General features: G+C 53.3%; 1 rRNA gene. It reads right to left on the bottom strand.

The annotated features are described in order from the left end of the window. Positions 1-38: 38 nt before the first annotated feature. A 16S ribosomal RNA gene (locus RJ47_RS12055) occupies positions 39-1,590 on the bottom strand. Positions 1,591-1,623: the final 33 nt, after the last annotated feature.

Here is a 1,623-nt window from a genome sequence, read left to right as displayed (position 1 = left end):
ATCAATCTGTGTGAACACTCATCGCAATAATCATCGTATAAGGAGGTGATCCAGCGCCAGGTTCCCCTAGCGCTACCTTGTTACGACTTCACCCCAGTCATGAACCACAAAGTGGTGAGCGTCCCCCCGAAGGTTAAACTACCCACTTCTTTTGCAGCCCACTCCCATGGTGTGACGGGCGGTGTGTACAAGGCCCGGGAACGTATTCACCGTGGCATTCTGATCCACGATTACTAGCGATTCCGACTTCATGGAGTCGAGTTGCAGACTCCAATCCGGACTACGACGCACTTTTTGGGATTCGCTCACTCTCGCAAGTTGGCTGCCCTCTGTATGCGCCATTGTAGCACGTGTGTAGCCCTACTCGTAAGGGCCATGATGACTTGACGTCGTCCCCACCTTCCTCCGGTTTATCACCGGCAGTCTCCCTGGAGTTCCCACCCGAAGTGCTGGCAAACAAGGATAAGGGTTGCGCTCGTTGCGGGACTTAACCCAACATTTCACAACACGAGCTGACGACAGCCATGCAGCACCTGTCTCTCAGTTCCCGAAGGCACACTCGTATCTCTACAAGCTTCTGAGGATGTCAAGAGTAGGTAAGGTTCTTCGCGTTGCATCGAATTAAACCACATGCTCCACCGCTTGTGCGGGCCCCCGTCAATTCATTTGAGTTTTAATCTTGCGACCGTACTCCCCAGGCGGTCTACTTAACGCGTTAGCTCCGAAAGCCACGGCTCAAGGCCACAACCTCCAAGTAGACATCGTTTACGGCGTGGACTACCAGGGTATCTAATCCTGTTTGCTCCCCACGCTTTCGCATCTGAGTGTCAGTATCTGTCCAGGGGGCCGCCTTCGCCACCGGTATTCCTTCAGATCTCTACGCATTTCACCGCTACACCTGAAATTCTACCCCCCTCTACAGTACTCTAGTCTGCCAGTTTCAAATGCAATTCCGAGGTTGAGCCCCGGGCTTTCACATCTGACTTAACAAACCACCTGCATGCGCTTTACGCCCAGTAATTCCGATTAACGCTCGCACCCTCCGTATTACCGCGGCTGCTGGCACGGAGTTAGCCGGTGCTTCTTCTGCAGCTAACGTCAAACGAGCACGCTATTAACGTACCCGCCTTCCTCACTGCTGAAAGTACTTTACAACCCGAAGGCCTTCTTCATACACGCGGCATGGCTGCATCAGGCTTGCGCCCATTGTGCAATATTCCCCACTGCTGCCTCCCGTAGGAGTCTGGACCGTGTCTCAGTTCCAGTGTGGCTGATCATCCTCTCAGACCAGCTAGGGATCGTCGCCTTGGTGAGCCCTTACCTCACCAACTAGCTAATCCCACCTGGGCATATCCTGACGCGAGAGGCCCGAAGGTCCCCCTCTTTGAGCCGAAGCTATTATGCGGTATTAGCCATCGTTTCCAATGGTTATCCCCCACATCAGGGCAATTTCCCAGGCATTACTCACCCGTCCGCCGCTCGACGCCGTTATCGTTCCCCGAAGGTTCAGATAACTCGTTTCCGCTCGACTTGCATGTGTTAGGCCTGCCGCCAGCGTTCAATCTGAGCCATGATCAAACTCTTCAATTTAAGATTTTGTCGGCTCAATGAATACTGAACATT

This window comes from Vibrio sinaloensis (assembly GCF_000808535.1).
GTDB lineage: Bacteria > Pseudomonadota > Gammaproteobacteria > Enterobacterales > Vibrionaceae > Vibrio > Vibrio sinaloensis_D.
Note: the sequence above shows the minus strand (reverse complement) of the source record. Positions and strands in the feature narration are given on the sequence as shown.